This is a genomic window from Bradyrhizobium sp. MOS003 (assembly GCF_003020125.1).
Classification (GTDB): domain Bacteria; phylum Pseudomonadota; class Alphaproteobacteria; order Rhizobiales; family Xanthobacteraceae; genus Bradyrhizobium.
Genome location: NZ_PYFW01000004.1, coordinates 679,567 through 688,629, shown reverse-complemented (window position 1 = coordinate 688,629; position 9,063 = coordinate 679,567). Strand labels below are relative to the sequence as shown.

At 65.8% G+C, this 9,063-nt stretch carries 10 protein-coding genes; 2 read left to right on the top strand and 8 right to left on the bottom strand.

The window, feature by feature from the left end; all coding sequences use genetic code 11:
• Nucleotides 1-497 precede the first annotated feature (497 nt).
• A complete protein-coding gene (locus C7G42_RS22155; protein WP_106951043.1) occupies nucleotides 498-1,778 on the top strand; it encodes an amidohydrolase family protein in 1,281 nt (426 codons plus the stop codon).
• 232 nt (nucleotides 1,779-2,010) lie between these two features.
• On the opposite strand, the gene C7G42_RS22150 is transcribed toward C7G42_RS22155, so the two are convergent.
• Nucleotides 2,011-2,712, bottom strand: a complete 702-nt coding sequence (locus C7G42_RS22150; RefSeq protein ID WP_106951042.1) for a Crp/Fnr family transcriptional regulator — start codon at nucleotides 2,710-2,712, stop codon at nucleotides 2,011-2,013.
• 17 nt (nucleotides 2,713-2,729) lie between these two features.
• Nucleotides 2,730-2,969: a hypothetical protein gene (locus C7G42_RS22145; RefSeq protein ID WP_106951041.1), complete on the bottom strand. Its 240-nt coding sequence runs from the start codon at nucleotides 2,967-2,969 to the stop codon at nucleotides 2,730-2,732.
• A gap of 148 nt (nucleotides 2,970-3,117) precedes the next feature.
• On the opposite strand from C7G42_RS22145, the gene C7G42_RS22140 reads away from it, so the two are divergent.
• Nucleotides 3,118-3,855 carry a Crp/Fnr family transcriptional regulator gene (locus C7G42_RS22140; protein WP_106951040.1) on the top strand — a complete coding sequence of 246 codons (738 nt, stop codon included), beginning with the start codon at nucleotides 3,118-3,120 and terminating at the stop codon, nucleotides 3,853-3,855.
• Nucleotides 3,856-3,866: 11 nt separating this feature from the next.
• On the opposite strand, the gene C7G42_RS22135 is transcribed toward C7G42_RS22140, so the two are convergent.
• The 6 genes from C7G42_RS22135 to C7G42_RS22110 form a co-directional block, all read right to left on the bottom strand.
• The gene (locus tag C7G42_RS22135; RefSeq protein ID WP_106951039.1) at nucleotides 3,867-4,583 is read right to left on the bottom strand and encodes a Crp/Fnr family transcriptional regulator; all 717 of its coding nucleotides are present in this window, start codon (nucleotides 4,581-4,583) and stop codon (nucleotides 3,867-3,869) included.
• Nucleotides 4,584-4,761: 178 nt separating this feature from the next.
• Entirely contained in the window at nucleotides 4,762-4,998 is a 237-nt protein-coding gene (locus C7G42_RS22130; protein WP_106951038.1) for a hypothetical protein, read from the bottom strand.
• Nucleotides 4,999-5,074: 76 nt separating this feature from the next.
• Nucleotides 5,075-6,133 carry an alcohol dehydrogenase gene (locus tag C7G42_RS22125; RefSeq protein ID WP_094896688.1) on the bottom strand — a complete coding sequence of 353 codons (1,059 nt, stop codon included), beginning with the start codon at nucleotides 6,131-6,133 and terminating at the stop codon, nucleotides 5,075-5,077.
• A gap of 95 nt (nucleotides 6,134-6,228) precedes the next feature.
• On the bottom strand, nucleotides 6,229-7,086 hold the full coding sequence (rsmA, locus tag C7G42_RS22120) for a 16S rRNA (adenine(1518)-N(6)/adenine(1519)-N(6))-dimethyltransferase RsmA (RefSeq protein ID WP_106951037.1): 858 nt from the start codon (nucleotides 7,084-7,086) through the stop codon (nucleotides 6,229-6,231).
• On the bottom strand, nucleotides 7,086-8,105 hold the full coding sequence (gene pdxA, locus C7G42_RS22115; protein WP_106951036.1) for a 4-hydroxythreonine-4-phosphate dehydrogenase PdxA: 1,020 nt from the start codon (nucleotides 8,103-8,105) through the stop codon (nucleotides 7,086-7,088). Before pdxA ends, rsmA begins: the two co-directional genes overlap by 1 nt.
• The gene (locus C7G42_RS22110) at nucleotides 8,105-9,040 is read right to left on the bottom strand and encodes a peptidylprolyl isomerase (RefSeq protein WP_199581058.1); all 936 of its coding nucleotides are present in this window, start codon (nucleotides 9,038-9,040) and stop codon (nucleotides 8,105-8,107) included. Before C7G42_RS22110 ends, pdxA begins: the two co-directional genes overlap by 1 nt.
• Between the last annotated feature and the right edge of the window lie 23 nt (nucleotides 9,041-9,063).

The following is a 9,063-nucleotide window of genomic DNA, read 5'->3' as shown; positions in this document are numbered from 1 at the left end:
GGACTCACGGTTGCCCGCCCTGTCCCCACGCAATCGCGCCGGCGCTGCCGCGTCCACCGCACCCCGGCCCGCATCTCGTGACGATCGCGAAGCGCCCCTTTGGTAGGGCCGGGATGGCGTGTCTATGTCACAAATCCGAAATTCGGGAAAGTGGAATATTTTTGACGCGAGGGCTTGACCGGTGTTTTGCCCGACGCCTCTCCCAAGCCGCCGTCATTTACGTTTGCTATGCTGCATAGCGGAAACGCGCTCCATCGGCGCGAATGTCGCAAACGGACGTGTGCGCTTAGTCGGCGCTCCTCCAGGAAAGTTCATGCGATTTCAGAAAATTTCGCAGCTCCTCAGGGCCGGCGTGCAGTCATAGGATTGAAACGTCCGCGCGAAGATGCTGCAATTCCAATCCCGTTCATTCCGCTCTCGGACGTTGGCGGCAGAGGCGCATCTGCGCGTCGAAGCGGGGGCTTAGCCAAGAACAAAAACCACAAGGGGGGACCATCATGTCCGTGTTGTCACGCCGCGATTTCCTGGCACTTTCGACGTCCGCCGCATTTGTCGGCCTCGCCGCGCCCGCGCGAGCCGCAATGGGGCCGAACGACAAGTACGATCTGGTGATCCGGGGCGGCGAGGTGCTCGACCCCAGCCAGTCGCTGCGCGCCAAACGGGATATCGGCATCCGCTGGGGCGTGATCGAAACGGTGCAGGAGGCGATCCCCGCCGAGCGCGCGCTGAAGAGCATCGACGCGTCGGGCAAGCTCGTGATGCCCGGTCTGATCGATCTGCATTCTCACGTCTATCCCTACGGCTCGGCGATCGGTATTCCCGCCGACGAGCTGGTGCAATTCCAAGGCACGACGACCGTCGTCTCCGCGGGCGACGCCGGGGTCAACAATCTGGCGGCGTTGCGCCGCTTCATCGTGGCCCAGACGCGGGCGCGAATGTATGCCTTCGTCCATATCGCCAATAACGGCCTGTCGGCGTTCCCGGCCGCCGAACTGTACAACATCGACGTCGCACAGACCGAAGCCTGCGCGATGGCGCTCGCCGAGAACGCCGATTTCCTGCTTGGGGTCAAAGTGCGGATGTCGGAGAACGTGATCTACAAGCACGGGCTCGAGCCGCTGAAGCGCGGCATCCAGGCTTGCGAGATGTGCGGTTGGCCGGCGAAGATGATGGTGCATATCGGCGGCGTCGAGTCCAAGGAGCTGATGTCGCAGATCCTTGATTTGCTGCGTCCCGGCGACGTGCTGACGCACGCCTATTCGGGCGCACCGAACATGTCCAACGTCTTCACCAACATCGTGCAGGAGGGCAAGCTGCTGCCTGCAGCCCTGGCGGCCAAGCAGCGTGGCGTCATCTTCGACGTCGGTCATGGCGGCGGCAGCTTCGATTTCACCGTGGCGGAAGTCGCGATCCCCGGCGGATGCACGCCGGACACCATCTCCTCCGACATCCACGTCTTCTCCGGCAATTCGCCGGGCATTCCGTTCCTGCCCAATGTGATGAGCAAGTTCATGACGCTGGGCTTCACCCTGGAACAGGTGGTTGCAATGGCCACCACGGCGCCGGCGAGGATCATCAACCGCGCGCCGAATATCGGCACGCTGCAAGTCGGTGCGCCCGGCGACGTCGCCATCATGGAGCTGGTGGAAGGGCCGGTCAGCTTCGTCGACACCCGCAACAACAAGAGGGACGGCAAGGCCCAGCTCAAGCCGATCCAGACCGTCATCAACGGCGTGCCGTTCGGCCGGCCTTATCAGGCGCCGTTCGCGGTAAGATAGAGATCCGTGGGCGGGCCTCAGCCGCCGTTGAGATCCGCGTTCCCTTTCCCTCGATGTGGCGCTTCGACGTTTCGCGGCAATGCTTCCGTCGCGGGACGGGCTGGACTTCCTCACGCCGTAGCATGGACGGTGCAAGACATCGATCGAGAGATCGTCCGCTGCGTGCATCATGGCGGACGGCGCGGCTGCGATCGTGACGGGACGGGTAGCGCTCCGCGCTCATCCATCGCGCTCAACTCAGATAGTCGGAATTGAAATCGGCGAGCCTGCGCAACTCGTCAGGCTGCAGCAGCTCGATCTCGCTGCCCTCCCATGCGATCAATCGGCGATGCCGCAGTTCCTGGATGGTGCGGTTGACGTGCACGATCGACAGGCCGCAGGCATCAGCGACATGGCGCTGCGTCATCGGCATCTGGAAGCAGGCGTCCTTGAGAAGGCCGACGATCTCCAGCCGCGCTGCGAGCTCGCAGATCAGATGCGCGACCTTGGGCAGGGCCGTCTGCGCGCCGAGGCGGGCGATCCATTGCCGCGAAATCGCCGCGTCGATCAGCGTCTGGCGCCAGAACGCGCGGGTCAGATGGATCGAGCCCTCGAGCAGCTGGCGGAGCTGGCTGTGTCCGACGTAGCCGACGATGGTCGGGCCGAGGCCGACGAGGTCCGCATCCGTCGGCGAGACCAGCAGCGTGTGCAGGCAGGGCATGTCGCCGGGAACGTGGAACGCCAGGATCTGGCTGCGGTCGCCAACGATGCGGGCCTCGTAGAGGAAGCCGCTGACGACGAAGACGCTGCGCGAGGCGGCCTCACCCTGGCGCAGCACGATCTCGCCGTCCGCGATTTGACGCAGCGTGGAGGGCAGGCCCGCGATCTGCCGGCGTTCGTCCTCGGACAGGCCTTCGACGGCCTGGAGACGCGCTATGAACTTCGGATGCGGCATCGGGCTCGCGGTGTGCTTCAGCCGTCTTCCGGCGTTGATGCTTCGACGAAGCGCCGCGAGAGCCTTGCAAGGCTCCCGTCGGAGAGCGGCGCAGAGCGGAACTCGCGGATGGCGCGGGCGAGTTCCTGATCGGACATCGGCCGAGCCGGCTCCTTCAGCGTGCCCTTCTCGAAGGCATCGCTGATGCAGTCGAGGTGCGCGCTCGGATTCGACGCGAACAGATCGCGGATGCGGTCCAAAATCGTTGCAGGGCTCATACCGGGACTCGGTTCGCAGTCGAGGATGACGGGTTGGAGCCGACCCGGGCAGGCCGTAAGCAACCTGTGCCTCCGTTTCGCGTTCTAGTCCGCTGAACCCGAGGTCGGCGTATCATTTGATAGATCCGGCGCGATTTTTGGTGATCCCATGGACAAAGCTCACGACGTGCTGATCCGGAACCTTTCCGAGCACACCGCGCTTGACGCGGAGGATATTGCCGAGATCCGCGCGCTCACCTTCGTGCAGCGCGATTTCGAGCCGAATGAGGATTTCATCCGTCAGGGCGATGAGCCGGAACACTCGGCGCTGGTCGTTTCAGGCATGGTCGCGCGCTACCATCTGCTCGGCACCGGGAGGCGGCAATACCTGTCCTTCCACCTGACCGGCGACCTGCCGGACTCCCAGGCACTGTTCATCGACCAGATGGATCACGGATTGAGCGCGCTGGGACCGGCGACGGCGGCCTTCATCCCGCATCGCGAATTGTTCAGGGCTTTCCGGCGCCGCCCCACATTCGCGCACTCCGTCTGGCGCGAGACGCTGCGCGATGCTGCGATCTTTCGCGAGGCCATCACCAACAACAGCGCCCGGCCGATGCAGGCGCGCATGGCGCATCTGTTCTGCGAGCTGTTCTACCGCGCCCGCGCCGCGCAGCTCGTCCGCGGCAATCGCTTCCGCATGCCGATCAGCCTGGTTCAACTCGGCGAGACGCTGGGCATGGCGATCGCGACCGTGAACCGGACGCTCGCCGAGCTCCGGCGGGGCGGCGCGATGGATCTGCGGGATGGCGAGTTGATCGTGCTGAAATGGCGTGAGTTGCAGCGGCTCGGCGATTTCAACCCGGCCTATCTTCACCTGAAGCGCCAGTCGCCGCCCCAGGCCTGAGGTCATTGGCGCTAGCCGCCGGCTGCCGCTCCGCCCATCACCTCGTCGAAATGCTTCCTCACCCAATCGTTGCAGCAGCAGGCTCTGGCTTCGAGCGCGGTGCCGTCGAGGATCAGGATGGCGCCGCGGCGGGTCGCGAGGATGCGTCTTGCCTTGAACATCTGGATGACGCGGCTGGCATAGCTTCGGGAGACGCCGAGCATGCCGGCGAGCTGCTCGTGGGTGAGGGGGATTTCGGCCCCGCCGATGCTCGCTTTGGCGGAGATGATCCATTTGGCGGCGCGCTGCTCGATCGAATGCGCGGCGTTGCAGGCCGCCGTCTGCAGCAGCTGGGCGAATTGGCAGTCGGCATAGCGCGAGAAGACCTCCTGGAGCGTCGCCGACCTGTGCTGCGCCTGCTCGAGCGCGCGCAGCGGCAGCCGGACCAGGGTGCCGCCCAGCTTCACGACGATGCGCGAATAAGCGAGCGAGGGGCTGCGGCCTGCGGCAAGACCCACCGCACCCTCCCGGCCCACCAGCAGGCTTTCGACCTCGCGGTCGTCCTCGACGGGCACCGCGAACGAGACCAGCGCGGGACCGCAGGGAAAATGCACCGCCGCAACCTCGTCGCCGGCGTGATGCAGGACGTGGCTTGCTGCGAATTCGACCGGCTGGAGGTGAGGCGCGAGCAGTTCGAAATCCTGAGGGGTGAGCTGCCGGAGCAGATCGTTCGGGGGCCGACCGGTCACAGTTTCTTCTCTTGGCTGGCCGGGAATCGGCGCCGGCCAGAACCCTACGTTTCCGTGGCGGAACCGACGGTTCCAAAGTGCACACAAGCGCGCGTCAACGGTCGAGAAGTTGGCATGCGGGCCTTCGCGCGGGCCTTGCGGAATTCCGTTAGTTGGGCCGGAGGGCGGCGATGATGGATCAGCCGGCGCGTGCTTCGCGATTCCACGAGGCTCGGTGCAGCGCCGCGTGCGCGCGATAGGCGTCGATCGCCTTGTTGGCGAGCATCAGCTGGCGGCGTTCGCCGGTCTTGAGCTGGGCTTCGATGGCGTCGAGAAGGACGTTGGCGCTCTCGTCGGGCGGGCCGAGCTCGCCGCTCTGCTCCAGGCAGCTCCAGGCGATGAAGAATGCGCTTTCGACGGTGCAGCGAATGGTCATGCGCAGCCAACGCGGCGAGGCCGCAGGCGTTCCGTCACGCGGGCCCAACTTGCGTCGGGCCCGCGCGAAGCGATCGTCAGTTCTTCAGCACGATTCGGCCGACGACCTTGCCAGCACGAAGCTCGTCGATCCATTTCTGGACGTCGCCCATCGGCTCTTCGCGCATCGGCGTCGGCTTGATCTTGCCGGCGCGTGCCAGCGCCATCAGCTCCTGGGCCTCGGCGAGCGTGCCGACCATGAAGCCTTCGATGGTCATGCGCTTGTAGACCCATTGCACCATCGGCAGCGTGAACTGGCCGCCCATCAGGCCGGAGACCACGATCTTGCCGCCGCGCGCGGCCACCGCGACCGCAAACGCCATCGACTTCTCGTTGCCGGCGAAATCGACGATCTCGTCGAAGCCGCCTTCGGTCTCCTTCAGGATGCGCTTGATCACGTCGGGCTCGGACGGGTCGTAGGCGACCGCGGCGCCGTTGTTCAGCGCGGTGTCGCGCGCGGCCGGCGAGAGGTCGGCGACCGTGATCGGCTGCTTGAACATCGCCTGCGCAAACGACAGGCCCATCATGCCGACCCCGCCGAGGCCGATCAGCAGGAGGTTGCGCTGGCGGGGCCGATCGACCAGGCGCTTGAGCGCGCCATAGGCGGTGACGCCGGAGCACATCAGGGTCGCGGCCTGGTTGACGGGCAGGGGATCGTAGTCGAGCAGATATTTCGCGTCGGGCACCAGCACATGGGTGGCGAAGCCGCCGTCGATGGAGACGCCGAGGAAGCGCTGCTTGACGCAGAGATTCTCGTCGCCATTGGCGCAGTCGCGGCACTGGCCGCAGCCGATCCAGGGGAAGACGGCTTTCTTGGTGCCGACGAGGCCGGCCGGAACGTCCGGGCCGACTTCGTCGACGACGCCGGCGATCTCGTGGCCGAGCGTGAAAGGCAGCGTCATGCCGCGCGTGGTGTCGAGCTTCTTGCCGCCGCCGAGATCGGCGTAGCCGTCCTGGATGTGCAGGTCGGAATGGCAGAGGCCGCAGCGCTCGATGCGCACCAGCACCTCAGCGCCTTTCGGCTTCGGCGTGTCGACGATGGTCTCGCACAAGGGCGCATCGAACTTGACCAGGGATTGCCTGCGCATCAGCGCCATATTTCTTCCTCCGAAATTATCGCTAAAGCGCCAGGCGCTTCAGCCGATTGCTCGAGCATGATCTGCTTCGGAAAACCGCTTCACACTTTTCCGGATCATGCTTCTTCGGTTCGTATATTGGCCAATTCACGGGCCATGGCAACAAAGCCGGAAATGGGAATGGTCTCGGCGCGCCGCGTCGCATCGACGCCGGCCGCTTGCGCCAGCCGCGCCGGATCGACGCCGAGCGATTTCAGGCTTTGGCGCAGCATCTTGCGGCGCTGGCCGAAGGCGGAGGCTGCGACCTGCTCGAGCAGCTTGCGATCGCAGGCAAGCGGCTCAGCGCGCGGCACCAGGCGCACGACGGAAGACGTGACTTTCGGCGGCGGCACGAAGGCGGACGGCGCAATGTCGAACAGGATCTTGGTCTCGCAGCGCCAGTTCGCGAGCACGCCGAGCCGGCCATAGGCCTCCTCGTCCTCGCGCGCGACGATGCGCTCGCCGACCTCGCGCTGGAACATCAACACCATCAGGTCGTACCAGGGCGGCCAGGGGTCGGTGGTGAGCCAGCCGATCAGGAGCTGGGTCGCGATGTTGTAGGGCAGGTTGGCCACGATCTTCGCGCGTTCGCCATCGATCAGCGGGCGGGGATCGAAGGTCATGGCATCGCCATGCACGATTTCGAGCCTGCCAGGGTAGCGCGCGGAAATATCCTGCAGGGCCGGGATCGCGCGCTCGTCATGCTCGATGGCGATGACGCGCCGCGCTCCGAGCGCGAGCAGCGCACGGGTCAGCCCGCCCGGGCCCGGGCCGATCTCGACGATCGTGGAGTCTTCGAGCGGGGCTGCTGCGCGCGCGATGCGGGCAGTGAGATTGAGGTCGAGCAGAAAGTTCTGGCCGAGCGATTTACGCGCCGACAGCGCGTGCTGGCGAATGACCTCGCGTAGCGGCGGGAGGTCGTCGATCGCGCTCATCAGCTTTGCGAAGCCGCCATGCGGCTGGCCAGCCGCAAGGCCGCGATCAGGCTGGCCGGATTGGCCTTGCCGGTGCCGGCGATATCGAAGGCGGTGCCGTGATCGGGCGAGGTGCGGATGAAGGGCAGGCCGAGCGTGACGTTGACGGCGTCGTCGAAGGCGACGGTCTTGATCGGGATCAGCGCCTGGTCGTGATACATGCAGATCGCGCAGTCATAGGTGCTGCGCGCGGCCTCGTGGAACATGGTGTCGGCGGGCAGCGGGCCCCTGGTCTCGATGCCCTCGCTGCGCAATGTCTTGAGCGCGGGAGCGATGATGGTCTGCTCCTCGTGACCGAGCGAGCCATCCTCGCCGGCATGCGGATTGAGACCGGAGACCGCGATGCGCGGCTGCGCGATGCCGAAGCGCGATGTCAGCTCGGCTGCGACGATGCGCACGGTCGAGACGATCAGCGCGCTGGTGAGCTCTGTCAGCGCATCGCGGATCGAGACGTGGATGGTCACGGGCACTACGGCGAGCCGCGGCGACCACAGCATCATCACCGGCTGCGGCACCCGGCCGTCTTCCGCGGCGAGCTCGGCGAGGAATTCGGTGTGGCCGGGATGGCGGAAGCCGGCGCGATAGAGCACGCTCTTGGCGATCGGATTGGTGACGACGGCGCCGGCGCGGCCCTCGCGGACATCGGTGACGGCCTGCCGGATCGAGGCGAGCGCGGCAGGTGCGCTCGATGCGTCGGGCTTGCCGGGCTCGGCGGTCGCGGGCTCGCCGGTGGCGACCACGGGAAGGGCATCAGCGAAGGCGGAAGCGGCTTCGCCGGGCGTCGCGGCGGCAATCTTGATGTCGGCACCGATCGCTCGGGCGCGCCGCGCGATCAATGCCTCGTCGCCGAGCAGATAGAAGGCCGGCAAGTTCAGTTCACGGCGCCGGAGCCAGGCTGCGATCGTGATGTCGGGGCCGATGCCGGCGGGCTCTCCCAAGGTCAGGGCAAGGGGAAGCGGTTTGGCTGCGCGGTTGGCCATCAGCGGTTGCGATATTCGATCATCGCCGCCTTGCGGAGCTCGTCGAGATAGGCCTTCTGGGTCTTCTCGTACTTCTCCTGATACATCTTCTCGCGGACCTCGCGCTTCTTCGGCGTGTCGATCATGGTCGGCTTGCGCGAGCACAGCACCACCATCTCGATGCCGTTCTTGGTCATCTCGGGCGCGGTCAAATGGCCGATCGGGGTGTCGTCGAGCACCTTGCGCAGCGCCTCCGGCAACTCCGCGGTGGTCTTGGTGACGCTGTCGCGGATGGTGGCGTTCGGCGTCGAGCGGAACAGCGAGTTGGCTTCCTCGCAGCTTCCGACGCGGGCACGATAGTTCTCGGCTTCCTTCTTGCGCGTCTCCAGGAATCCCGCGGACGAGCCGCGCGGCACGATCAGCACGATCGGCTGCATCTTGTATTCGGTGCCCTCGATCTGGAGCTTGTCGCCGGTCTGGGCCTGCACGGCCTGCGCGACGTCGCGCTCGCCGACGAGCAGCTTCTCCTTGAAGCGGCCGCGCACCAGGCTGGTCCAGACCATCTCGGCCTTCATGCGGCCCTTCAGGGTTTCGGGGCGGACGCCTTTGGTTTCGAGCGACTTGGTGAGCTGGTCCGGTGTGATGCGCATGCGCTGCGCCATGCCCTCGTAGGACTGGTTGACGTCGGAGACACCGGGGTCGACGCCGTACTTCTTGCCCTCCTTCATCTTCACCTTGTCGTCGATCAGCTCGTTGATGACCTCCTGCCGGGACGGGGTCTTCTGCGTCGTCAGCTGGTCGAGCTTGGAGCGCTGCTCGATGTCGAAATCGGTGATCGGGTCGCCGTTGACCATCACGACGATGTTCTGTGCGCGCGACGGCGAGGGCAGTCCGGTCAGGATCAGTCCGGCAGCGATGGCGAGGAGGAGGCGGAAGATAGGCAATGGGGTCGTCATGATTGTCGCTCGCATGTCAGCCG